This is a genomic window from Rothia sp. BD8 (assembly GCF_044878465.1).
GTDB lineage: Bacteria > Actinomycetota > Actinomycetes > Actinomycetales > Micrococcaceae > Rothia > Rothia kristinae.
Map to the genome: position 1 here is coordinate 217,200 of NZ_JANJES010000002.1, position 22,555 is coordinate 239,754.

The 22,555-nt window shown below is 74.5% G+C and carries 18 protein-coding genes; 5 read left to right on the forward strand and 13 right to left on the reverse strand.

The genetic code is table 11. The features are described 5' to 3' along the window. Positions 1-62: 62 nt before the first annotated feature. Positions 63-3,671, reverse strand: coding sequence for a chromosome segregation protein SMC (gene smc, locus NQ707_RS02625; protein WP_404434614.1), 3,609 nt, complete (start codon positions 3,669-3,671; stop codon positions 63-65). Between the two features lie 272 nt (positions 3,672-3,943). Between smc and NQ707_RS02630 the strand changes: the two genes are divergently transcribed. Genes NQ707_RS02630 through NQ707_RS02640 form a run of 3 tightly spaced genes read left to right on the forward strand, consistent with a single transcriptional unit; the run spans position 3,944 to position 8,915 of the window. Next, positions 3,944-4,975 (forward strand): 3-oxoacyl-ACP synthase III, encoded by a 1,032-nt coding sequence (locus tag NQ707_RS02630; protein ID WP_058730896.1) that lies wholly within the window; start codon positions 3,944-3,946, stop codon positions 4,973-4,975. 44 nt (positions 4,976-5,019) lie between these two features. Further along, positions 5,020-7,779 carry an alpha/beta fold hydrolase gene (locus NQ707_RS02635; RefSeq protein WP_404434619.1) on the forward strand — a complete coding sequence of 920 codons (2,760 nt, stop codon included), beginning with the start codon at positions 5,020-5,022 and terminating at the stop codon, positions 7,777-7,779. Continuing rightward, on the forward strand, positions 7,776-8,915 hold the full coding sequence (locus tag NQ707_RS02640; RefSeq protein WP_404434622.1) for an NAD-dependent epimerase/dehydratase family protein: 1,140 nt from the start codon (positions 7,776-7,778) through the stop codon (positions 8,913-8,915). The genes NQ707_RS02635 and NQ707_RS02640 overlap by 4 nt, the downstream gene beginning before the upstream one ends. 119 nt (positions 8,916-9,034) lie before the next feature. Here the strand turns inward: NQ707_RS02640 and NQ707_RS02645 are convergent, their stop codons facing one another. From NQ707_RS02645 to coaD, 6 genes are all read right to left on the reverse strand, one after another. Further along, positions 9,035-9,967, reverse strand: a complete 933-nt coding sequence (locus NQ707_RS02645) for a DUF4357 domain-containing protein (protein WP_061224984.1) — start codon at positions 9,965-9,967, stop codon at positions 9,035-9,037. Between the two features lie 162 nt (positions 9,968-10,129). Then, positions 10,130-11,077, reverse strand: coding sequence for a bifunctional DNA-formamidopyrimidine glycosylase/DNA-(apurinic or apyrimidinic site) lyase (mutM, locus tag NQ707_RS02650; RefSeq protein WP_404434625.1), 948 nt, complete (start codon positions 11,075-11,077; stop codon positions 10,130-10,132). Position 11,078: 1 nt separating this feature from the next. Continuing rightward, positions 11,079-11,777: a ribonuclease III gene (gene rnc / locus NQ707_RS02655; RefSeq protein ID WP_058730892.1), complete on the reverse strand. Its 699-nt coding sequence runs from the start codon at positions 11,775-11,777 to the stop codon at positions 11,079-11,081. 14 nt (positions 11,778-11,791) lie between these two features. Next, the gene (gene rpmF / locus NQ707_RS02660) at positions 11,792-11,995 is read right to left on the reverse strand and encodes a 50S ribosomal protein L32 (RefSeq protein WP_058730891.1); all 204 of its coding nucleotides are present in this window, start codon (positions 11,993-11,995) and stop codon (positions 11,792-11,794) included. 2 nt (positions 11,996-11,997) lie between these two features. Then, complete coding sequence (locus NQ707_RS02665) at positions 11,998-12,609, reverse strand: DUF177 domain-containing protein (protein WP_064725610.1); 612 nt, start codon at positions 12,607-12,609, stop codon at positions 11,998-12,000. 66 nt (positions 12,610-12,675) lie between these two features. Then, positions 12,676-13,167, reverse strand: a complete 492-nt coding sequence (gene coaD, locus NQ707_RS02670) for a pantetheine-phosphate adenylyltransferase (protein ID WP_358293880.1) — start codon at positions 13,165-13,167, stop codon at positions 12,676-12,678. A gap of 41 nt (positions 13,168-13,208) precedes the next feature. Between coaD and NQ707_RS02675 the strand changes: the two genes are divergently transcribed. Next, entirely contained in the window at positions 13,209-14,471 is a 1,263-nt protein-coding gene (locus NQ707_RS02675) for an aminotransferase class I/II-fold pyridoxal phosphate-dependent enzyme (RefSeq protein ID WP_404434629.1), read from the forward strand. Between the two features lie 64 nt (positions 14,472-14,535). On the opposite strand, the gene rsmD is transcribed toward NQ707_RS02675, so the two are convergent. The 5 genes from rsmD to NQ707_RS02700 all read right to left on the reverse strand — a co-directional run bounded on the left by rsmD (position 14,536) and on the right by NQ707_RS02700 (position 20,565). After that, positions 14,536-15,108 (reverse strand): 16S rRNA (guanine(966)-N(2))-methyltransferase RsmD, encoded by a 573-nt coding sequence (gene rsmD, locus NQ707_RS02680; RefSeq protein WP_058730888.1) that lies wholly within the window; start codon positions 15,106-15,108, stop codon positions 14,536-14,538. A gap of 79 nt (positions 15,109-15,187) precedes the next feature. Beyond that, complete coding sequence (locus tag NQ707_RS02685) at positions 15,188-17,428, reverse strand: ATP-dependent DNA helicase RecG (RefSeq protein WP_133566080.1); 2,241 nt, start codon at positions 17,426-17,428, stop codon at positions 15,188-15,190. Beyond that, positions 17,425-18,417 (reverse strand): DAK2 domain-containing protein, encoded by a 993-nt coding sequence (locus NQ707_RS02690; protein ID WP_404434632.1) that lies wholly within the window; start codon positions 18,415-18,417, stop codon positions 17,425-17,427. The genes NQ707_RS02685 and NQ707_RS02690 overlap by 4 nt, the downstream gene beginning before the upstream one ends. Beyond that, on the reverse strand, positions 18,407-19,540 hold the full coding sequence (thiL, locus tag NQ707_RS02695; RefSeq protein WP_129357457.1) for a thiamine-phosphate kinase: 1,134 nt from the start codon (positions 19,538-19,540) through the stop codon (positions 18,407-18,409). Before thiL ends, NQ707_RS02690 begins: the two co-directional genes overlap by 11 nt. Next, positions 19,537-20,565 (reverse strand): hypothetical protein, encoded by a 1,029-nt coding sequence (locus tag NQ707_RS02700; RefSeq protein WP_404434634.1) that lies wholly within the window; start codon positions 20,563-20,565, stop codon positions 19,537-19,539. The genes thiL and NQ707_RS02700 overlap by 4 nt, the downstream gene beginning before the upstream one ends. A gap of 233 nt (positions 20,566-20,798) precedes the next feature. Between NQ707_RS02700 and NQ707_RS02705 the strand changes: the two genes are divergently transcribed. Beyond that, complete coding sequence (locus NQ707_RS02705) at positions 20,799-21,338, forward strand: DUF3515 family protein (protein ID WP_231377303.1); 540 nt, start codon at positions 20,799-20,801, stop codon at positions 21,336-21,338. Positions 21,339-21,387: 49 nt separating this feature from the next. Here NQ707_RS02705 and NQ707_RS02710 read toward each other — a convergent pair whose 3' ends face one another. Then, positions 21,388-22,530: a D-alanine--D-alanine ligase family protein gene (locus NQ707_RS02710; RefSeq protein WP_100462999.1), complete on the reverse strand. Its 1,143-nt coding sequence runs from the start codon at positions 22,528-22,530 to the stop codon at positions 21,388-21,390. Positions 22,531-22,555: the final 25 nt, after the last annotated feature.

The following is a 22,555-nucleotide window of genomic DNA, read 5'->3' on the forward strand; positions in this document are numbered from 1 at the left end:
CTCGTGGCTCCAAAACAGCGAAACCCCTCCCGAACGCGGCGGATCGGGACCGGGGGCCCGCCTCAGCGGAGGTCGGCCAGGCGCTGGGAGATGACCTGGGTGATGCCGTCCCCGCGCATCGACACCCCGTAGAGGGCGTCGGCGATCTCCATGGTGCGCTTCTGGTGGGTGATGATGATCAGCTGCGAGGACTCCTGCAGCTCCTTCAGGATGGTCAGCAGGCGCCCCAGGTTGCGGTCATCCAGGGCGGCTTCCACCTCGTCCATCACGTAGAACGGGGAGGGCCGGGCCTTGAAGATCGCCACGAGCATCGCGATCGCGGTCAGCGAGCGCTCCCCGCCGGAGAGCAGGGACAGCCGCTTGACCTTCTTGCCGGCGGGCTTGGCGTGCACCTCGATCCCCGTGGTGAGCAGGTCCTGCGGGTCGGTGAGCACCAGCTTCCCCTCCCCGCCGGGGAACAGGGTCCCGAACACGCGCACGAACTGCTCCTGGGTGTCCGCGAAGGCCTGGGCGAACACGGTGCGCACGTGCTCGTCCACGTCCCGGATGATCTCCTCCAGGTCCGCTCTGGACCTCTTGAGATCCTCCAGCTGCTGGGCCAGGTACGTGTGCCGCTCCTCCAGGGCGGCGAACTCCTCCAGAGCCAGCGGGTTGACCTTGCCCAGGGCCCTCAGCTCCCGGCGGGCCCGCTCCAGGCGCTTCTCCTGGGCCGCGCGCTCGAAGGGCTCCTGCCCCGCAGCTTCCCCGTCCTCGTCCAGGACGGGGATGGGCAGGTGGGGACCGTAGTCCGCCACGAGGGTCTCCACGGTCAGGGACAGCTCCTCGTGCACGGCCTCGCGCAGGGATTCCAGGCGGGCCTCGCGGGTGGCTCGCTCCAGCTCCCCGGAGTGGGTGGTGCGCCGCAGCTCGTCCAGCTGAGCGCGGTGCTCGCGTTCGGCGGAGCGGGCCTCGTGCAGGCGGGTCTCGACGGCGGCTCGGCGGGTCTGGGTCTGCTCCCTGATCCGGGAGGCCGCGGCCAGGGAGACCTCGATGCGCTCGGCGACCCGCGCGATCATCTCCCGCACGCCGCGTCGGGCGCGCAGCCGGGCGGCCTGCCGGGCCTCCTGACGCTGGACCTCGGCGCGGGCGGTGCGCTCGGCGGCCACGGCCCGGCGGGCGGCCTCCAGCCTCTGCTCGACGGCGCGCAGCCCGGATTCCGCGGCGCGCACGCCCAGCAGCGCTTCGGTCTCCGCGGCGCGGGTCGCGGCCGCGGCGTCGGCGGTGCGGGTGCGCTCGGCCTCGGCGGCGTCCACGGCCTCGGTGCCCTCCTGGCGCTGCAGCTCCAGGGCGGCGGAAACCGCGCCCACCGCCTTCTTCAGGGTCGCGGCCAGCCCCGGCTCCCGGGCATCCAGCTCCTGCAGGTGCTCCCGGGCCGCGGCGAGCTCCTCCTCGGTGGTGCCCACCAGGGTGCGGGCCCGGGACAGGGCCGCCGCACTGGCAGTGGATTCCCGGCCGATGCGGGCGAACTCGGCGCGGGCGGTCTTGGCCTGCTCGCGGGCGCGGCGGTGCGCCGCGGAGGTCTCCTCGTGCCCGGCCCTGACCTGTTCGTGGGCCTGCTCCAGGTCGACGACGACGGCGCGGGCCGCCTCCAGGCGGCTGCGGATCTCCAGCCCGGTGACGGCGTCGGCGGACCCGCCGCGGGCGGTGTGCGCCTCCAGCACGGTGCCGTCCGCGGCGGCGATCCGCCAGACCGGCCCGGCACCGGCGGGCAGGTGCCGGCGCAGGGCCTCGGCGGCGGCGGCGTCGGGCACCAGCGCCGTGCGGGCCAGGAGGCGCCGGATCCGCGGGGCGAGGTCCCCGCCGACGACGGCCCGCGGGGCCCAGTGCGCCGGTATCCCGGCGGCCGCGGCGGCGCGGGCGAGCGGGGCGGGCATCTCGCCGCCGTCGATGTCCCCGTCCTCGGCGGCATCCCCCAGGGCGTCATCGGTGAGCACGCTGACCACGCCGAGATCCCGCTGCCGAGCGGTCTGAAGGATCGGGGCGATCCCCTCCCGATCGGCGGATGAGCTCAGGGCCAGGCCCTCGGCCAGCGGCCCGAGGGCGGCGGCCACGGCCGCGGCGTGCTCGGGGGCGGTCTGCAGGTGCTCGGCCACGGCAACCAGCCGGTCCGGGAACGCGGCGAGCACGGCGTCGGTGCCGTCGGCCGCCGGCATCGCGTCGGTCAGTGCCGCGACGCGGGCTCGGGCGGCGTCCAGCTCCCGCCGGGCGGCGGCGGCCTCGGCGGCGGCCTCGTCCAGCCGGCGCTGGGTGGTCTCGGTGCGGGCCTCGGCCTGCTCGGAGGCCTCCGCGGCCGCGCGATGGTCCTCCTCGGAGGGGCCCGCGGCGGCCGTGAGCTGCTCGAGCTGCCCCTGCTGCTCGGCCAGGCGCTCCTCCAGTCGGGCGATCCGCTCCCGCTGGTCCTCGCGGCGGGAGACCAGCGCCTCGTGCTCGGAGCGGGCGGTGGCCATCCGTCCGCGCAGGGCGGCGATGTCCTCGCGGCGGGCGGCGGCCTGAGCCACCAGGGCCGCGTGGTGTTCCTGGGCCTCGTCGGCGGCGGCCTCCGCCTCGGCGCGGGTGCGCCCGGCCCGCTCGTGGTCTGCCCGGGCCTGCTCCTGCCGTTCGGTCAGCCCCGCCAGCTCCTCCTCCAGGCGCCGCACGGCGGCCTCCAGCTGCTCCGGATCCCGCAGGTGCGCCCGGGCCACCGGCGCGGAGGCGGCGCGCACCCGCTCGTCGGCCAGCTGCGCCAGGGAGGCGAAGCGCTCCGTGGTCTGGGTCAGGGCGTAGTAGGCGTCCCGACTGGCCGCGACCTCGGGGCCCAGCCGGGCGGCCTCGGCCTCCAGCTCGGTGATCCGGCCCGTGAGCTCCTCGTGCACGGCCTCGGCCCGGCGCAGCCCCTCCTGGGCTTGGGCCAGGGCCTCGGCGTCGGCCTCCAGGGCGGTGGAGGCCTGCACCCAGTCGTCGGCGAACAGCCGCGCCCGGGCATCGCGCACCTCGTGCTGGATGCGCTGGGCGCGCCGGGCCACCCTGGCCTGGCGTCCCAGCGGGGTAAGCTGCCGGCCGATCTCCCCGGTGAGGTCCTCCAGCCGGGAGACGTTGGCCTCCATCGAGGCCAGCTTGCGCAGGGTCTTCTCCTTGCGCCGCCGGTGCTTGAGCACGCCCGCGGCCTCCTCGATGAACCCGCGTCGCTCCTCCGGGGTCGCGTGCAGGATCCGGTCCAGCTGCCCCTGGCCCACGATCACGTGCATCTCCCTGCCCAGCCCGGAGTCGGAGAGCAGCTCCTGGATGTCCAGCAGGCGGCAAGATGAGCCGTTGATCGCGTACTCGGAGCCCCCGCTGCGGAACAGGGTCCGGGAGATCGTCACCTCGGAGTACTCGATGGGCAGGGCGCCGTCGGCGTTGTCGATGGTCAGGGTCACGTGCGCCCGGCCCAGCGCCTGGCGGGCGGAGGTCCCGGCGAAGATGACGTCCTCCATCTTCCCGCCGCGCAGGGACTTCGCCCCCTGCTCGCCCATGACCCACGCGAGGGCGTCCACCACGTTGGACTTGCCCGAGCCGTTGGGGCCGACGACGGCGGTGACCCCGGGTTCGAACTCGAAGGTCGTCGCGGAGGCGAAGGACTTGAAGCCGCGCACGGTCAGGGTCTTCAGATGCACGGTGCTCCTTCCACGGCTCACGGTTGCCTGCCCGACGCCGGGCGGGGGCCGAGCCTGCACCACTCTATCGACCCGCCCCCACCCCGCCGGCGTCGGGTGGCCGCCCGCGGGAAATGACAGGAGCCCACTCCGGGGGCTGTAGAGTTGATCAGCGGACTGCCGCGCGTCCGTCTCGTCCCACCCCGAGGGGTGCGGCGGCAGGGTCGGGGCCGGTCCCCACGATCTTCGGCTCGCACCTGCATCACACCACTTCGTCGCGAAGGCACGATTCATTGACCTCTAACTCCTCGATCCGCCATCGGAACTCGTCGCTGCTCTCGGTGACCAGAGTGGAAGCCGAGGAGGTCGTGCCGTCCTCCTGGTTCGATGACCAGCTGGCGGACACCTACCGCCGCCTGCGCATGCCCCGGGGCCTGCTGGAGCGCCTGGCCGGGATCCGGGAGCGGCGCGGATGGGCCGAGGGCTCCAGCTTCGACGACGGCGCGGCCCGCGCCGGACGCGCCGCCCTCGAGCAGGCCGGGGTGGCCCCGGAGCAGATCGGGCTGCTGATCAACGGCTCCGTGACCCGCGACAACTTCGAACCGGCCGTGGCCGTGGGCATCCACCACGCGCTCGGGCTGCCGCGCCACGCGCTGAACTTCGACATGACCAACGCCTGCCTGGGCTTCGTCAACGGCATCACCGTGGCCTCCTCCATGATCGACGCCGGGGCCATCGACTACGCGCTGATCGTGTGCGGGGAGGACCCCTCCCCCTGGCACGAGACCGCGTTGCGCATGCTCAACCGCCCGGACTCCACCCGGGACGAGGTGCTCACCCAGTTCGCGACCCTGACCCTGGGCTCCGGGGCCGCCGCGGCCGTCATCGGTCGCGCCGACCGCCACCCGGAGGGCCACCGCATCCTCGGCTCCGTCTCCCGCGCCGGCACCGAGCACAAGGACCTGTGCATCGGCGGGGACGCCGGGCAGGGCATGGCCACCGACGCCACCGGCCTGCTGACCCACGGGCTGAAGCTGGTCACCGACGCCTGGGAGGAGGCGCACCGGGAGGGCTGGGACTGGACGGACATGGACGCCTACGTCACCCACCAGATCTCCACCTCCCACACCAACGCCATCGTGGACGCCGTGGGCATCGACCGAGACCGGATCCCGCTGACCTTCCCGTACTGGGGCAACGTCGCCGCGGCGGCCCTGCCGATGACCCTGGCCCTGCAGGCCGAGACCCTGGAGCCCGGGCAGCGGGTGCTGTGCATGGGCGTGGGCTCCGGGCTGAACACGGGGCTGATGGAGATCGCCTGGTAGGGCCCGCAGACCCCACCACCCGAGCAGCGAAAGGCCAGGAGACGATGAGCACGCAGACCCCCGCCCGCCGGACCGCGCCCCAGCCGGGGCCCGTGCCGCTGAAGCCGTGGCCGGGGGTGCGCCGCGCGGACAGCCGCACCCTGCGCGTGGTCTCCTCGGCCGCCGTCGACGCCGGGACCGAGCGGACCTGGCACTACCTGGACAACGCCGCCGAGCTCGCCGAGCGCGGCCTCACCCCCGTGGGAACGCTGCTGTGCGTGCACGGCAACCCCACCTGGTCCTACCTGTGGCGGCGCCTGGTGCGCGCCGGGGCGGACTTCGCCCAGCCGTGGCGCGTGGTGGCCGTGGACCAGCTGGAGATGGGCTTCTCCGAGCGCACCGGGCTCGCCCGCACCCTGGCGGATCGGGTCGCCGACCTCGGGGACTTCACCGCCGCCCTGGGGCTGGACGAGCAGGCCGGGGAGCACGGCGTGGTCACCGTGGCCCACGACTGGGGCGGGCTGATCTCCCAGGGCTGGGGGGCCGCGCACCCGGGCCTGCACGCCGGGCGCATCCTGACCAACACGGCCCTGTCCCAGCCGGCCGACGCCGCCGTGCCCGGGGCCCTGCGCCTGGCCCTGCACCCGGCGGTGCACGGGTGGGGCACCCGCTCCACCACCGCCTTCCTGGACGTGACCCTCGCCCTGCACCGCGGGGACTGGGATCCGGCCGTGAAGGCCGCCTACCGCGCCCCCTACGACGACGCCGAGAAACGCGACGGGATCCGCGGCTTCGTCGCGGACATCCCGGCGGACCCCGGGCACCGCTCCCACGCGGCCATGCGCGGCATCGCCGAGGCCGTGGCGGGCGATGAGCTGCCGGGGCTGATCCTGTGGGGTCCGCACGATCCGGTCTTCCAGCAGCGCTACTTCGACGACCTGCTGCGCCGGATGCCCCAGGCGCAGGTGCACCGCTTCGAGAAGGCCGGGCACCTGGTGGCCGAGGACGAGGACATCGTCCCCCTGGTGCGGACGTGGCTGGCCGAGACGTACGGTGAGGCGGAACCGGTCATCGCCCGGCACCGCCGGGTGCGCGCCGAGCGGGAGGCCCGCTCCCCGCTGGCCGCGGACTTCCGCCCCATGACCGCCGAGCTGGAGGCCCGCCGGGAGGACGACGCACCGGCCGTCGTGGACATGGGCCGGGTCCGACGCCGCGCGGGATCCGGGCGCCACGGGGCCGCCCCGGTCAAGCGGCGGCTGAGCTGGCGGGAGCTGAACACCGAGGTGGATCGCACCGCCGCGGTGCTGCGCGGACTGGGCGTGCGCCGCGGGGCGCGGGTGAGCCTCATGGTCCCGCCCGGTGCGCGCCTGACCGTGCTGATCTACGCCTGCCTGCGCGTGGGCGCGGTGATCGTCGTCGCGGACACCGGGCTGGGGCTGACGGGCCTGACCCGGGCGCTGCGCGGGGCCTCCCCCGAGTTCCTCATCGGCATCCCGCAGGCCCTGGCCGCCGCGCGCGCCGCAGGCTGGCCCGGGCGGCGGATCCTCGCCGGCTCCGCGGACCCGGTGAGCACCCGTGCGTTCGGGCTGATCGGAGCCACCGACGACGCCGCCCCGGCCGCCCCGGCCGGCACCCCCTGGGACGCGCCGCGCCCGGAGGATGAGGCCGCGATCCTCTACACCTCCGGGTCCACGGGGCCCGCCAAGGGGGTCTCCTACACCCAGCGGCAGCTCAGCGCGATGCGCGACGCGATCCAGCGGACCTACCGGCTTCAGCCGGGTTCGGGGCTGGTGGCCGGCTTCGCGCCCTTCGCCCTGCTGGGCCCGGCCTTGGGCGCCACCTCGGTGACCCCGGACATGGATGTCACCCGGCCCAAGACCCTCTCCGCCCGGGCCCTGGCCCAGGCCGCGCAGGCGATCGAGGCGACCATCGTCTTCGCCTCCCCCGCGGCCCTAATGAACGTCGTGGCCACGGCCGAGGACCTCGCCCCGGCCGAGGCCGAGGCCCTGGGCCGGGTGCGGCTGCTGCTCTCGGCCGGAGCGCCGCTGACCCTGCCGCTGCTGCGCCGGGTCTCCGCCCTGGTGCCACGCGCCCAGGTGCACACCCCCTACGGGATGACCGAGGCCCTGCCCGTGGCGGACATCTCCCTGACCCAGATCGAGCAGGCCGAGCGCGACGCCGCCTCGGGCATGCGCGGCGCGGGCGGCGGGGTGTGCGTGGGGGTTCCCGTGCACGGGGCCGAGCTGGCCCTGGGGCTGCTGGACGAGGAGGGGAATCCCTCCCGCGAGCCCTCCCACGCGGAGCGGCGCACCGGGGAGATCCTGGTCAGCGCCCGGCACATGAAGGACCACTACGACCGGCTGTGGTGGACGGAGCGGGACTCCGCGGCCATCCCCGGCTGGCACCGCACCGGCGACATCGGGCACTTCGACGCCGCGGGTCGGCTGTGGGTGGAGGGCCGCTTGGCCCACCTGCTGCGCACCCCCGAGGCCGTCGTGACTCCGGTGGCCGCCGAGGCCGCGGCCGAGACCCTGCCGGCGGTGCGCCGGGCCGCGCTGGTGGGGGTGGGCCCGGCCGGCACGCAGGCGCCCGTCGTCGTCGTGGAGCCCGAACAACGCCGCGGGGTGCACCCGGGGCCGGCCCCGCTGGAGCTGGCCGACGCCGTGCGCGCTGTGGTGCGCGGACGCACCGGGGTGGTCCCGGTGGCCGTGCTGCAGGTGCCGGAGCAGCCCACGGACATCCGGCACAATTCGAAGATCGACCGCCCGCGCCTGGCCGCGTGGGCCGAGAGCACCCTGTCCGGGGGGAAGGTGGCCAAGCCGTGAACCAGCAGGAGCACCGCCGCAGGGGTCATGCCCAAGGCCCCGGCCGGGAGCCCGACACCGCGTGGCGGGCCCCGGATCCGGACGAGCGCCGGGAGATCGTGCCCGATGCCCGGCTTCCCGAGCCGAACGGGCGCACCGTGCTGGTCACCGGGGCCTCCGGGATGCTCGGGGCGCGCACCGCGCTGGAGCTGATCCGCCGCGGCTGGAGCGTGATCGCCCTGCAGCGCTCGGACGCCACCGCGGTGCGCAAGTCCCTGCAGGCCAAGGGCGCCGAGCGCTTCGAGCAGCGCCGCGGCTCGATCACCGACGCCGAGGCCGTGGCCCGGGCGATGGACGGGGCCGACGCGGTGGTGCACCTGGCCGCCAAGGTCAGCGTCTCCGGGCCGTGGGCCGAGTACGAGGAGGTCAACGTCCGGGGCACCCGGGTGATGGTGGAGATGGCCAAGCGGGCCGGGATCCGCGACTACGTGCAGATCTCCTCCCCGTCCGTCTCCCACGCGGGCTCCGCCTTTATGGGCCAGCCGAATCTGACCGCCGACCCCGACCACGCGCGCGGGAACTACGCCCGCTCCAAGGCCTACGGGGAGCTGCTGGCCCTGGAGGCCGACGGCGAGGACTTCCGGGTCGGGGTGATCCGCCCGCACCTGGTGTGGGGTCCCGGGGACACCCAGCTGGTGGAGCGGATCATGGAGCGGGCCTCCCGCGGCGGGATCCCCCTCCTGGATGCCGGAGCCGCGCTGATCGACACCACCTACGTGGACAACGCCGCCACCGCGATCGTCCGGTGCCTGGAGCGCCTGGAGACGGTACACGGGCGTCCCCTGGTGGTGACCAACGGGGAGCCGCGCACGGTGGGCGAGCTGATGGCGGCGATGTGCCGGGCCGGCGGGGTGCCCGCCCCCACCCGGCGGGTCCCGGCGTCGCTGGCGAAGCTGGCCGGCCGGGTCATCGAGAAGGTCTGGGAGAAGCGCCCCGGCGAGGATGAGCCGCCGATGACGGAGTTCCTGGCCGAGCAGCTGTCCACCTCCCACTGGTTCGACCAGCGCCGGACGCGCGAGCTGCTGGACTGGGAGCCCGCGGTCTCCATCGACGAGGGGATGCGCCGCCTGCGCGAGTACTACGCCCCGCAGGCCTGACCCCCGCCGCCCCTTCTGCCGGTTTGGGAGGGGTTTCGGCGTTTGGGAGCGTCCTCGTGGCTCCCAAACACCGAAACCCCTCCCAGATTGCCCCTCCGGAGGCCCCGGCGCAGTGGTGGTCAGGCGAAGGCGCCGCTGTCCTTGAGGTCGCCCAGGCTGGTGCCTTCGGCATCCGCCCAGGAGAGGTTGCCGTTGCGGGGATTGCCGGATACGAAACTCGCGGCCGCGCTGGCCGAGGTGAAGGAGATCGCCGCGGTGGTCCTCTCCCCATCGACGGCGGCGGCATGGACCGATCGGATCCGGCCGATGCGCCGGTCGGTGCACTCGCCCTTGATCGTGCTGCCCGCCTTGAGCACCCAGCTTCCAGCCGAGTGCACCAGCACCGCCGGCTCGGTGCTGCCGCGCAGGCGCATGAACAGCTCCGTGCTGCTGGCCGCACGGGCGGGTTCGGTCGCTGCGCTCACGGGGTCTATATCACTGCCGCTTTCGCTGCCAGCCAGCGGTGGTTCGAGGAAGAGCATGCGCATGGAGGCGATCATCAGACGGGCATCGGCGAGAACCGCCCTGAGGTCGTTGTAGACGTCGTCCTCCACGTCGCCCGCCGAGGGAGTATCGATGTTCTCCGGTGAATTGCGGCCCGCCTCGCGTGCCATGCGGATGAGATGAGACTCCAGGAACTTCAGCTCGGTGGCGGTGAAGTTCTTGGGCTCATCCACCAGAAGGACGGCGGTGTGGCACCACCGGTGGCGTCCTTGATCCCGGTGCTCGATCACGCGGCTCAGAGCGCCCTTGCCGTTGGCACGCAGATCCGCTTTGCCGATGTACAGACGCGGATTGTCCGCGCTCGGATCCTCCAGAAGCATGTACACACCCGGCTGATTCATCTTCTTGTCGCAACGCCAGGCGTCGAAGGAGCTGGCGGGGACCAGATACACGCTGTAGGTGCGACGAGGAAGCCGCACTCGCTGAGGACCATCGAAGCGACCTTCGAGCAGCGTCAGCTCGAGGCGGCGAGCATCGTGTTTTGCCATCGACAAGATCACCTCGGTCATCGGGATATTCAGCTGTGCCTCTCATCTTCGCACGCATCGCGGCCGGCGACAGACCCTGAGCGCGGGGTTTGGGAGCGGTTTCGGTGTTTGGGAGCGTCCTCGTGGCTCCCACACGCTGAAACCCCTCCCGAGCGCGCTGCCGGGGCCGCGTGGGGGGCGGAGTCAGAGCGCGCGGGGAGCGCGCTGGCAGCGCGGGCAGCGGTAGGAGGAGCGGTTCATGAACGGCTCCCGGCGGATCGGGCGCCCGCACCGGCGGCAGGCCAGACCCTCCCGGCCGTAGACGTTCAGCCCCCGCGCGAAGTAGCCGGACTCCCCGTTGACGTTCACGTACAGGGCGTCGAAGCTCGTCCCGCCCTCGGCCAGGGCCTCGGTCATCACCTCGGTCACCGCGCCCAGCAGGTCCCGGGTCTGCGCGGCCGTGAGGCTGCGGGCCGGTTTGGCGTAGTGCAGCCGGGCCCGCCACAGGGCCTCGTCGGCGTAGATGTTGCCGACCCCGGAGATCGCGGTCTGATCCAGCAGCACCCGCTTGATCCCGGAGTCCGTGCGCAGCAGCCGACGCCGGAAGGCGCGGGCGTCGAAGTGCGGATCCAGCGGGTCCCGGGCGATGTGCGCCACCGACGCCGGGATGCTCGCCTCCCCGAGCTCGGAGGCGCTGGCCCCGGGCACCGGGGAACCGGCGGCGTCGTGCACCGGCAGCAGCCGGTCCAGGAACATGCCGCCGAAGATCCGCTGGTCGACGAAGCGCAGCTGGCCGCGCCCGCCCGGGAAGGACTCCCCCGCCTCCGCAAGATCGCAGCGCAGCCGCAGGTGCCGGGGATCCGGGGCGTCGGGCCGAGCCAGCAGGGCCTGCCCGCTCATGCCCAGGTGCACCACCAGGGCATCGTCCAGGCGGTGCCCCTGCGGATCCGCGAGCAGCAGCCACAGGTACTTCCCGCGCCGGGCGACGTCGTCGATCCGCGCGCCACTGAGCCGGGCGCGGAAATCCCCCGGTCCGGCGTCGTGGCGGCGCAGGGATCGGGGATCCAGGACCTCGACGTCGGTGACGCGGGCGCCGAGCACGTGCGCGGCCAGTCCGGCGCGCACCACCTCGACCTCGGGCAGCTCCGGCACCTCAGGCGCCGGTGACCACGCCGTGCAGGGCGCGGAAGGCGACCTCCGCGGCCGCCCGCTCCGCCTGCTTCTTGGCCGGACCGGAGCCCTCCCCGTGGGCGGTCCCGCCCAGCAGGACGGTGGCCCGGTAGATCCGGGCGTGCTCGGGGCCCTCGCCCTGGACCTCGTAGCTGACCTCCCCCAGGCCGCGGGCCGCGGCCAGCTCCTGGATCTCGGTCTTCCAGTCCCGCCCGGCGCCGAGCACGAACTCATCGTCCAGCAGGGGCGAGGTGAAGCGCAGGACCAGGTCCCGGGCGATCTCCGGGCCGCAGGTGATGAAGGTCGCCCCGAACAGGGCTTCCATGGTGTCGGCGAGGATCGAGTCCTTGTCCCCGCCGTGGGAGATGGCCTCTCCCCGCCCCAGGCGGATGTGCTGCCCCAGGCCGATGCCGCGGGCCAGCACCGCCAGGGACCGCTCGGAGACGACGGCGGCCCGACGCTTGGCCAGCTGCCCCTCGGGCAGGTGCGGGAAGCGGTGGTACAGCTCGGTGGTCACGGCCAGGCCGAGCACGGAGTCCCCGAGGAACTCGAGGCGCTCGTTGTCCGGGGTGCCGGGGTGCTCGTGGGCGTAGGAGCGGTGGGTCAGCGCAAGCAGCAGCGTCTCGGCGTCGATGTCGACGCCGAGACGCTGCAGAAGCTCTCCGTGGGACGCGGTGTCCATGGTGGGAACCTGGATCAGGCGTCGGCCACCTTGCGGCCCTTGTACTCGAAGTACAGCGGGGTGCCGGCGGAGTCGGTGACGACCTTGGCCTGGTGCGGGAGGCTGTAGGTCACCTTCCCGTTCTCCACGGTCTTGACCAGCTGAGGCGCGGTCGCCTTCCACTGGGAACGGCGTGCGCGGGTGTTGGCACGGGACATCTTCCTCTTGGGAACAGCCACTGCTATCTCTCTTCTCTCGTCGTTGTCGTCTCGTTCGCGGCATCCTCGGTGCCGAGCAGCCCCGACAGGGCGGACCAGCGCGGATCCACCACGTCGTGGTGATGCTCCGGATCCTCCTCCAGGCGCGCCCCGCAGACGGAGCACAGGCCCGGGCAATCCTCCCGGCACACGGGCTGGAACGGAAGCTGCGTGATCACCGCGTCCCGCAGCACGGGCTCGAGGTCGATCGCATCGTCCTCGACGGCGTGCTGCTCGTCCTCCTCGTCCGCTGCGGGCTCGGGGTCCAGGACGTACAGCTCCTGGATGTCGGCCGTGACCGGAACCTCGAGAGGATCCAGGCAGCGGCTGCATTCACCGTGGGCCGTCACGGACGCGGTGCCGGAGACCAAGATACCATCATGCACGGATTCCAGGCGCAGATCCACGGTGATGTCGGAGCCGGCCGGCGCCCCGATCAGGGCGTTGCCGAAGTCCTCGGGGGCCGGCAGGGCCCGCCGAAGCGTCTCCATCGTCCCCGGCCGGGCGGCCAGGGCCTTCACGTCGACCACGAGGGCCGATGCCTTCTCACGCGTGATGATGCACTCCTGTTCGAGGTTGGACCGACGTCCCAGCATACTCGAGACGCCGAACCGGGACAACCCCCGCCGCGGCAGCCGTCGATCCCACCGGCCGGCGGAGCCTCAGCCGTGCCCCAGCAGCCCCTGCTCCAGCAGGTGCCGGTGCACGCTGCGCGGCAGGTAGTCGGAGACGTCCCCGCCCAGGGAGGCGACCTCCATGATCAGGGAGGAGGAGAGGTGCCCGTGCTTGGGGTCCCCGGCCAGGAAGACCGTCTCGACGCCGACGAGGTTGCGGTTCATGGTCGCCATCGGGGCCTCGTACAGGTAGTCCCGGTCATCGCGCAGCCCCTTGACGACGGCTCCGGCCCCGCGGGAGCGGGCGAACTCGGCCAGCAGGCCGGCGCCCATCGGCTCCACCGTGATCCCGTCCAGCCAGGAGAAGACCTCCTGGACCATGGCCACCCGCTCCTCCAGGGGCAGGCGGAAGGTCTTCTGGGGGTTGTGCGCGACGGCGACGATGACCCCCTCGGAGAAGATCTTGGCGGCGCGGGCGATGATCTCGATATGGCCGTTGTGGATGGGGTCGAAGGATCCGGGGCACACAGCGAGGGTCATGTCTGCCAAGGTACCAGGGCCGGGCCCGTAGCATGGCAGGCATGTCTGCGAACACCGGCGCCTCGCGCCTGCCCGAGCCCGTGGATCCCGCCAGCCCATCCCCCGCGCCCTGGCGGCGCCTGGCCGATGCGGCGGGTCTGACCGATGAGCGGGGACGACTGTCCTCCACGATCTTCGAGGAGATGAGCTTCCTGGCGGCCCGGCACGGGGCGATCAACCTCGGCCAGGGCTTCCCGGACACGGACGGCCCCGAGATCCTGCGCGAGGCCCTGGCCGAGGCGGTGGCCGGCGGCGGCAACCAGTACGCGACCATCGCGGGCGACCCGGACCTGCGCCGGGGCGTGGCCGAGGCCGAGGAGCGGGCCGGGCGGCGCCGTCCGGACCCGGAGACCGAGGTCACCGTGACCGCCGGGGCCACCGAGGCCCTGGCCGCGGCGATGCTGGCTCACCTGCGCCCGGGCGATGAGGTCGTGTTCTTCGAGCCCTTCTACGACCTGTACCCGGCCGTGGCCGCGCTGGCCGGGGCCGCCGTGCGCACCGTGCCCCTGCGCCCGCCGCACTTCCGCCCGGACCCCGAGGACCTGGCGGCGGCCTTCACCGAGCGGACCCGCATGGTCGTGGTCAACGACCCGCACAACCCCACGGGCACGGTGCTGGGCGAGGAGACGGCGCGGCGCGTCGTGCAGCTCGCGGCGGCCCACGACGCGCTGATCCTCACGGACTCGGTGTACGAGCACCTGCACTACGACGCCGACCCCGTGGATCTGGCCGGGCTGCCCGGTGCCGCCGAGCGCACCATCCGGGTCTCGGCCGCCTCGAAGACCTTCTCCGTGACCGGCTGGCGGGTGGGCTGGGCCATCGCCCCGCAGCCCCTGACCCGCGCCCTGCGGGTGACCAAGGGCTACCTGTCGCATTCGGCGGCGGCCCCGCTGCAGGCGGCGGTGGCCCGGGCGCTGGCCTGGGCCGAGCAGGGCTCCTTCTACCCCGAGCTGCACGAGCGCTACCGTCGCCAGTGCGACGTGCTGCTGGAGGGCCTGTCCGCGACCCGCCTGGAGGTCTGCGCGCCGGAGGGCACGTTCTTCGCCGTGGCCCGGGTCGGCCGGGACGCCCCGGAATGGGCCGGCACCGGGGCGCAGCTGGCCCAGGCCCTGCCCGAGCGGGCCGGGGTCGCGGTGGTGCCGCTGAGCGCCTTCGCCACGCAGGCCAATGCCCACCTCTACGCGGACTGGGTGCGCTTCGCCTTCTGCAAGCGCCCCGAGGTGCTGCGCGAAGCCACGCGACGGATCGCCGCCGCCGGGCTGTGAGCCGGTCCCCGGGGAGTCTGGTGCGCGGGGATCCGGGCCCGAGGCACCCCGAGGCTGGGCCCGCTCAGGCCTCGGCCGGCTCCGCGAACCACAGGGCCGTCTCCCCGTAGGTCCGGTGGGAGAAGCGCTCCAGACCCGCCGGCCACACGGGCTCCTCGTCCCGGGCGGAGCGCTCCACGACGACGACGCCGCCGGCGTCCAGGCGGGGGGCCACCCGCATCAGCAGGTCCGCCAGCTCCTCCCGGCCCATCGCGTACGGGGGGTCCAGGAAGACCAGATCCCATCGGGGCTGCTCGGGGAGCCGCTCCAGCCAGGGGCGGGCCGCGGCGTCGTGCACCGTCACCCGCGCGGGGGCGCCGGCCCGGGTCAGGACCGCCAGGTTGGCCCGGCAGGCGCTCAGGGCCGCGCGGTCCCGGTCCACCAGGTCCACGCTGGAGGCGCCCCGGCTGGCCGCCTCCAGGCCCAGGGCCCCGGAGCCGGCGAACAGGTCCAGCACCCGGGCGCCGGCCAGCACGTCGTAGCCCTCCAGCCGGGAGAACAGGGATTCCTTGACCCGGTCCGTGGTGGGGCGGGTGTTCTGGCCTCGCACCGGCTGCAGCCGGGCGCCCCCGGCGATCCCGGCGATGATCCTGCTCATTCTGCGCTCCCTCCGCCGCCTCGCATCTTCTCCTTCCAGGCCCGCTGCGCCGTCACCGCTGCCCGACCCGCCGCGCGGCTCATCCGCGCTCCAGGTAGCGGCTGGCCTCATCCGAGTCCGCCCGCTCCACGGCGGCGGCCAGATCCGGCCACCGGGACAGCTCGGGGTCCTCGGCCACCAGCTCCCGGGCATCGGCGCGGGCCTGGGCGATGATCTGGGGGTGGCGCAGCACGGAGAGGGTCTTCAGGGTCGAGTGCGTGCCGGACTGGCTGGCGCCCAGGATGTCGCCTTCGCGGCGCTGCTCCAGATCGGCCAGGGACAGCGCGAAGCCGTCCCGCGTCGAGGCCACCGCGTGCAGGCGCTGCATCGAGGGCCCGTCCTCCTCCTGCTCCGTGACCAGCAGGCACGTGCCGGGCAGGCTCCCGCGCCCGATGCGCCCGCGCAGCTGGTGCAGGGTCGAGATGCCCAGCCGGTCCGCGTCCATGATGACCATCAGCGTGGCGTTGGGGACGTCCACCCCCACCTCGATCACCGTCGTCGCGACCAGCAGGTCGATCCGCCCGGCCGCCATCTCCTGCATGATGCGGGTCTTCTCCTCCCCCGGGACCCGGCCGTGCAGGATGCCGATGCGCACCCCGGCCAGCTCCGGCATCCCGGCCAGGCGGGCGGAGAGACCCTCCACGGACTGCAGGGGCGCGCCGGTGCCGGGGCGGGCGGGGCCGCCGTCCTCGATGGTCGGCACGACCACGAACACCTGGTGCCCGGCCTGGGCCTCCTCCCGGGCGCGCTGCCAGATCCGCTGCTCCCAGCCGGGGTGCGCGGCGAGGGAGACCACGTGGGTGGCGACCTCCCGGCGCCCGGCCGGCAGCTCGTCCAGCACGGAGGTCTCCAGGTCCCCGAACACCGTCATCGCGACCGAGCGCGGGATGGGGGTGGCCGTCATGACCAGCCGGTGGGCCGGGGCCTGGTCGGAGCCGCTCAGGGCGTGGCGCTGGGCCACCCCGAAGCGGTGCTGCTCATCGACGACCACGAGCCCGAGGTTCTCGAAGATCACCTGCTCGCCGAGCAGCGCGTGGGTGCCGACGACGATCTGCGCGGCGCCGGTGGCGATGTCCAGCAGGGTCTGGCGCTTGGCGGCGGCCGGCTGGGAGGCGCTGAGCAGCGCCACGTGAACGGGCCCGGTCGGGGCGGCCAGGTCCCCGAGGGCAGCGGTGAGCGAGCGCAGGTGCTGCCCGGCCAGCACCTCGGTGGGCGCCAGCAGCGCCGCCTGCGCCCCGGCGTCGGCGACCTGCAGCATCGCCCGCAGGGCCACGAGGGTCTTCCCGGAGCCGACGTCGCCCTGCAGCAGCCGGTTCATGGGCCGGGTGCCGGCCAGGTCCGCGGCGATCTCCTCCCCGACCCGCACCTGCCCGTCGGTGCGGCGAAAGGGCAGGGCGGCGTCGAAGGCGGCGAGCAGCCCGTCCTCCCGGGCCGGGTGGGCGCTGGTGCGCCGGGACTCCCACCGGTGGGCGCGCCGGGCCAGCACGGTCTGCAGGATCAGCGCCTCCCGGTAGCGGAAGGTGCGCAGACCCCGGTGCGGCTGCTCTTCATCGTCGGGGCGGTGCGCCGCCTCGTAGGCCGCGGCGATCGGCATCAGCCGGTGGCGGCGGCGCAGGGCCTCCGGGACGGGGTCCTCCAGCTGGGTCAGATCCGTGCCGTCCAGCACCGCGGCGACGGCGGCGGCGATCCGGTCCGTGGTGTATTTCGCGGTCGCGGGGTACACGGGGATCGGCGCCTGGGCGGCCTGCGGGTCCGCGGCGGCCGCGAGGTCCGTGAGCACCGCGTAGTGCGGGTTGGTCAGGGTGAGTCGGCCCCGGTACTCGGAGACCTTCCCGGAGAACATCACGTGATCCCCGGGGTGCAGGTCCTTGGCCGCGGTCCAGGCGTTGAAGAAGGACAGGGTCATGGTCTGTCCCGGGTCCGCCGGGGCCACGCCGATGTCGGTGCCCGCCAGGCCGTCCAGGCGCGCCGCCGCCGTGTCCGGGGCGGGTGCGGGGCCGGTGCCTGCGGGGTCCAGCTGGTCCGTGACGGTGACCTCGGCGATCGAGCCGCGGCGGGTGTGCAGGGAGCGGGTGTGCACGGAGAGCACCCGGGAGATCAGGGAGACCTCCTGGCCCTCCTGCAGCTCGGCGAAGCTGGTCAGCTCCCCGCGGGGCAGGTAGCGCCGCGGCAGGTGCTCCAGCAGGTCCCCGACGGTCTCCAGGCCCAGGTGCCGGCTCAGGGCCTTCGCGGTCTGCGGGTGCAGGACCTCGGTGAGGGGCCGGTCCTCCAGGCGGGTCACGAGCGCTCTCCCGGGGCGAGGGTCTCGGTGGTGATGCCGGTGGGTCGGCCGTGCCGGGTGAGCACGGCCATCGCCTCGGCGGCCGTGCCCACGTGCACGTGCACCTTCCAGCGCATCCTCGGCCCGGTGGGGTCGATGGCGGTCATGATCACGGAGTCGCCGATGCCGGTCAGCTCGTGGCGCACGGTCGCCGCGGCCAGCGGGTCCAGCGCGATCGTGCACATGAACTCGACGGCGTCGGGATCGGTCGCGGGCCCGCGCGAGGGATGGGCCGACGGGTTCCGGTCGGCGGGCTCGGGGGTGGTGAGCCACCTCCCGTAGGGGCGCTCGGGGGCCCCGGGGTAGGCCTTCCCGGCCACAGTGTGGCTCAGGCAGTCCAGGACGATGAGCACGCCGAGGGCCCCGGCGTCCACCCGTCCGGTGCCGCGCAGCACCTCCAGCTGCTCCCCGGAGGCGGCCACGGCCCGGCAGCCCTCCTCCACGAGGTGCTCGAGCAGGGCGACCAACCCCCGGTGGGAATCCGGTTCCTCGGTGGATCGGGCCACCCACTCCTCGGAGGCCTCGGCCACGGTGCGCACGAGGGTCCAGATGGTGCCCTCCACGGGGTCGTTCAGGGCGGAGGTGACGCGCACCCGCGCGTGGTCCAGGGCCGCGGCCAGCTCCGGTGCGCTCAGGCGCTTGGCGTCGGTCAGGGGCTCGGCCATCCCGGCGAGCATGACCGCCAGGAGGGTCCCGGAGTTGCCGCGGGCCTCCTCCAGGCAGTGCTGGGCGCAGATGCCCAGCAGCTCCCCGAGCAGGCTCGTGCCGACCAGCCGGGCGGCGTCGGCCCCGGCGCGCACGGTGGCGGCGAGGTTTCCGCCGGTGTCGGCGTCGGCCACGGGGAAGACGTTGAGGGCGTCCAGGGGTTCGCGGACCTCCTCCAGGGCCGCGGCGGCGGTGCTCAGCCAGTCGCGCAGCGCCTCCGCGCCGGTCGCCGTCCTACCCGCCAAAGTGATCCCATCCCAGGTGCTCGGGGACGCCTCCGTCCAGGGTCACGGGCGGGTCGTCCCTGTGCTCGTCGTCGCTGTGGTTCTTGCGGCACGAGCCTATCGCACGCACCCCGGGGGGCAGGGGCGCCTGTGGAGGCAGGCAGGCCAGCAGCCCGTGGTCCTCTCCCCCGGTCAGCACCCAGTCCATCGGGTCCCGTCCGAGGAGGCGCCCGGCCGGCTCCAGGTCCGCGCGCAGCCCGCTCAGGGCCGGGGAGTCCAGCCGCACCTGCACCCCGGAGGCCCGGGCCAGCCGCCCGGCGTCGCGCACCAGGCCGTCGGAGACGTCGATCATGGCCCGGGCCCCGGCACCCGCCAGGGCCGGGCCCGCGCCCAGGGGCGGGCAGGGGCGCAGCTGGGTGGCGGCCAGGTCCGCCAGGGCCCGCCGATCCGCATCCCGCGCACCCGGCCGGGCGTGCGCGGTGTCCTCCTCGGTGGGGATGTCCCCGGGGTCGAAGTCCTCGTGCAGCAGCAGGTCCAGCCCCGCCGCGGCGCGTCCGAGCGTCCCGGCCAGCACGACGACGTCCCCGGGCCGGGCCCCGTCCCGGCGCACCGGCATCCCGCGGCAGGCGCCCAGGGCGGCGACGGTCGCGGACAGCTCCCCGGCCCCGCCCAGGTCCCCTCCGTCCACCGAGCAGGCGTCGGCCCCCAGCGCGCGGATCGCGGCCACGTAGCCGCGGGCCATGTCCTCGAGGAAGTCCACCGCGGTGGTCCCGGGGAAGCTCAGGGAGATCACCAGGCTCAGCGGGTCCGCGCCCATCGCGGCGAGGTCGGCGAGGTTCTGCGCGGCGGACTTCCAGCCCAGCTCCGCACCGCGGGTGCGGTGCCCGCACGGCCACCGGAGCAGGTGGTCCTCCCCCTGGGTCTGGGTGTCGGTGCTGAGCACCGCGAGGCGTCCGGCCAGGTCGTAGACGGCCGCATCGTCCCCGGGGCCCTCCACGACGCGCGGGCCCTCCGGGGAGCGGCCCGCCGGCTGCGCGGCGAAGATCGGCAGGATCCGCCGCAGGATCCCCTCCTCCCCGGTCGCCGCGGCCGTGCCGGGGGCGGGCTCCCGCCCCTGCTGGGCCGCGTGGTGGGCCGGGGTCATCGGCGTCCGGCCCGACGGGGCCCGCCCAGCGTCCGGGAGGAGCGGTGGATGACCAGCACGATCCCCCCGAGGGCCAGGGCGGAGAACACGATGATCGGGATCGGTCCGCGCAGCGCGGAGAGGTCCGGGGTCCCCGCGCCGGCCTCGGTGCTCAGGCCCGCGTCCCCGGATTCCCCGCGCACGGCCTGCACGCCGGCGTTGTCATTGGAATCCACGGGGGCCCCGCCCGAGGTCCGGTCCGAGCGGGCGGAGCCGTCGTCGCGATCCAGGTAGTAGCTGACCCAGCCGGAGACTCCGGCCAAGGTCGGCTCTCCGCCGTGCTCGCGCAGCGGGGAGAACCCGCCGTGCTCATCGGCGCGTCCCCGCGCCTGGGGCCGAGTCGAGGAGCCGCCCGTACCCTCGACCCGCGCCTGCGACTCCCGGGTGCCGGGAGTGTAGGGGACGGCCGCCTCCTGACGTCCGGGCGCGACGTCGGAGGCCGCCGAGCCGCCGTCCGACCCGCCGGAGGACGGCGCGCCGCCCGCACCACCGGAACCGCCGGTGGCGCTGGGCTGGGGCGCCGGGGCGCGGGTGGGCTCCTGCGTGGGCTCGCGGGTCGGCTCACGGGTGGGCGTGGGCTGCGCGGAGCGGGTGGGCGAGGCCGACGGGGATCGGCTCGGCGCGGGGCTGGACGTGGGGGATGCGCTGGGCGCGGGGGTCGCGCTCGGAGCGGTGGGGGCCGGCGTCGGCTGCCCCGCCGGGGTGGCGCTGGGCGCGGTGGTGGGGACCGCAGGGGCCGTGGGCTCGACGCTCGCGCTGGGCGCGGGAGCGGTAGTGGGCTGCGCGGTGGGGGCAGGGGCGCCCGTGGGATCGGGGGCCGCGGAGGCGGATGCGCTCGAGGTGGCCTGCGGGGCGGGGGTGGGCTGTCCAGGCGCTTCCTGGGCCAGGGCGGCGCCTCCCACGCAGGTGCCCACGAGGCAGGTCAGCGCGCCGACGCCGAGGGCCCGCGCGCGGGCTGCCCGCCGGGGGTGGGCTCTGCGGTCCATGGAAGCTCCTTCCTGCGCACGGCACGGCGGTTCTCTCGGCGGCGACGGGCTCGGGCGCCGTCTCCCGGGGCCTGGTGCCGCCCCGGCGTCGGCCGCTGCGGTGGACTACCCTGGGGACCGTGTCATCCCCAGCCGCCGCCCTGCCCTCGCCGTCTGACAGTGTACGGACCGCCCCTCGGAAAAGACAGACCCGCCGGGTCCTGATCCTCACGGGCACCCTGGCGGGGGCGCTGCTGCTCAGCGGCTGCGCGGGGGCGGCCGTGACGCTGGATCCGGCCCCCGATGCCGCGGATCCCGCATGCGCGCCCGCGATGGTGGCCATGCCCACCCAGCTGACCGGTCTGGACCAGCGCGAGACCACCGCCCAGGCCACCACGGCCTGGGGGGATCCGGCGGCGATCGTGCTCAAGTGCGGGGTGCATGTGCAGGAGCCGGTCGCGGATCCGTGCGTGAGCGTCAACGGGGTGGATTGGATCCTGGCCCGGGAGGACGATCAGGCGGACCCGGCGTCGGCGGCCTCGGATTCCCCCACCCGCGCCACCTCCGGCAGTCCGAGCCCCGCGGCCTCCTCCGCGTCGGCAGGCGAACGGTCCGAGGACCCGACGGGCACGTGGACCGCGACCACCTTCGGGCGCACCCCGGCGATCCGGGTGACCTTCGACGCCTCGAAGGTGCCCTCCTCCTCCCTGCTCACCGAGCTGGACTCCGCGGTCTCCCAGATCCCGCAGACCAAGAGGTGCCAGTCCGTGCAGGATCTGCAGTACCACCGCTGAGGGGCGCTGGAGGCCCGACGCCGGGCCTCCGCCGTCGAGCAAGCAGGGCTCAGCGCAGCCCGACGGGGCGCTCCAGGGCCAGGCGCAGCAGCTCGTCGACCAGCTGGGCGTAGCCGATGCCGGTCTCCTCCCACATCAGCCGGTACATCGAGATCGGGGTGAACCCGGGCAGGGTGTTGATCTCGTTGATCACGACGCGCTCATCCGTGGTCCAGAAGAAGTCCGCCCGCGCCAGACCCTCCGCATCCACGGCGAGGAACGCCCGCACGGCCTGCGCGCGGATGTCATCGCGCACGGGCTGCGGCAGGTCCGCGGGGCAGCGCAGCACGGAGTCCTCGGTCTGGACGTACTTGGTCTCGAAGTCGTACCAGGCGTCCTCCTGCCCGACGACGACCACCTCCCCCGGGTGCGAGGCCCGCGGGGTGTCGTGGTGGTGCCCGTCGAGCACGGCGCACTCGATCTCCCGGCCCTCGATCCCGGCCTCGACCACGACCTTGGGGTCGAACTCCTGGGCCTCGGCGACCGCTGCCTCCAGGTGGGCCCAGTCCTCGACCCGGGTGATCCCGCAGGAGGATCCGGCCCGGGCGGGCTTGACGAACACCGGCAGCCCCAGCTCCCGGACCCGCTCGATGCTCTCCTGCCGGGACCGCTCCCACTGCCGGGCGGTGATGACCCGGTAGGGGCCCACCTGCAGCCCGGCGGCCTCGAAGGCCATCTTCATGAAGTGCTTGTCCATCCCGACGGCCGAGGCCGTGACCCCGGAGCCGACGTAGGGCAGCCCGGCCATCTCCAGCAGGCCCTGGAGGGTGCCGTCCTCCCCGAAGGGGCCGTGCAGCAGGGGGAAGACCACGTCCAGGCGGGGGCCCTCGTGGAAGGAGCCGTCGGCCTCGCGCAGCACCAGGTGCTCCCGGTGGGCGGTGGGCCCGCCCAGCGGCAGGTGCACCTCGGGGCCCTGCCCGGTGAACTCCGGGAGAGTGTCGGCCTCGCGGGTCGCGGTCAGCTCCCGCTCATCGGACAGGTGCCAGACCCCGTCGCGTGTGATCCCGATCAGCACGGGCTCGTAGGTGCCGCGATCCAGGGCCTGCAGCACCCCCGCGGCGGTGATCACCGAGATGGCGTGCTCGGAGGAGCGTCCGCCGAACAGGATCCCCACGGTCGTGCGGTCGGTGGCCTGGCTGGTCGCGATGGTCATGGATGCCCTTCGGGTTCACGGGTGC

What these genes read in the sequence shown, in the direction of transcription:
- NQ707_RS02635 (WP_404434619.1), top strand. Translation starts at nt 5,020, where the DNA reads ATGAGCACGCAGACCCCCGCCCGCCGGACCGCGCCCCAGCCGGGGCCC.
- NQ707_RS02645 (WP_061224984.1), bottom strand. Translation starts at nt 9,967, where the DNA reads ATGACCGAGGTGATCTTGTCGATGGCAAAACACGATGCTCGCCGCCTC.
- rnc (WP_058730892.1), bottom strand. Translation starts at nt 11,777, where the DNA reads ATGGACACCGCGTCCCACGGAGAGCTTCTGCAGCGTCTCGGCGTCGAC.
- NQ707_RS02665 (WP_064725610.1), bottom strand. Translation starts at nt 12,609, where the DNA reads ATGCTGGGACGTCGGTCCAACCTCGAACAGGAGTGCATCATCACGCGT.
- coaD (WP_358293880.1), bottom strand. Translation starts at nt 13,167, where the DNA reads ATGACCCTCGCTGTGTGCCCCGGATCCTTCGACCCCATCCACAACGGC.
- NQ707_RS02675 (WP_404434629.1), top strand. Translation starts at nt 13,209, where the DNA reads ATGTCTGCGAACACCGGCGCCTCGCGCCTGCCCGAGCCCGTGGATCCC.
- rsmD (WP_058730888.1), bottom strand. Translation starts at nt 15,108, where the DNA reads ATGAGCAGGATCATCGCCGGGATCGCCGGGGGCGCCCGGCTGCAGCCG.
- thiL (WP_129357457.1), bottom strand. Translation starts at nt 19,540, where the DNA reads ATGACCCCGGCCCACCACGCGGCCCAGCAGGGGCGGGAGCCCGCCCCC.
- NQ707_RS02700 (WP_404434634.1), bottom strand. Translation starts at nt 20,565, where the DNA reads ATGGACCGCAGAGCCCACCCCCGGCGGGCAGCCCGCGCGCGGGCCCTC.
- NQ707_RS02710 (WP_100462999.1), bottom strand. Translation starts at nt 22,530, where the DNA reads ATGACCATCGCGACCAGCCAGGCCACCGACCGCACGACCGTGGGGATC.